Source organism: Bartonella sp. AA2SXKL (genome assembly GCF_042197205.1).
Lineage (GTDB): Bacteria > Pseudomonadota > Alphaproteobacteria > Rhizobiales > Rhizobiaceae > Bartonella.
On sequence record NZ_JBHIRN010000283.1, the window covers coordinates 1 to 547 of the forward strand.

Sequence of the window (547 nt, forward strand, 5' to 3'; positions counted from 1 at the left end):
TATATTCAGCACCTCACCAAGAAAAATAATACGGTCATCCAAACCGGCTTCAATAATCTTCTGACGCAATTTTTTTCAAAATGATAATGTTGTTCTGTCGTACGACCAGCAATAAGTGCTGTCTACTCAGGATAGTGTGGTAATAATGTTATCATTGCATCCACAAACAAATCAGTGCCCTTTGAATAGCGTACACGTCCAAAACATCCCACAGCATATTTTCCAGGAAACCCAGATGAAGAAAAGCAATCTGCAAAAGTTTTGGGTGGTGAAAAACGCCTAACATCCACCCCATGCATAATAACCTGATGCGGCACTTCTAAATAGGTTCCCGTACGTATACTGGTAGCAATAACCTTATCCATACGGCGCAACAACCATTTGGTAAAAGGCTTATGATGACGTCGAAAAGCTGATGTAAAGATGAGCTTTAGCCTCATCCGCAAAACATCACGTAAAAAGACTCCACAAAGCATTTCAATATTGCGTCGTGCATGCCAAATACGAAAAGGCCCTCCCTTCGGACTTTTCCAAAGCCCAAAAAGAT

The 547-nt window shown here is 41.1% G+C and carries 1 pseudogene; it reads right to left on the minus strand.

The features are described 5' to 3' along the window. Window positions 1-547 (minus strand): annotated as a pseudogene (locus ACFINS_RS11265) (glycosyltransferase family 1 protein); the annotation flags it as partial.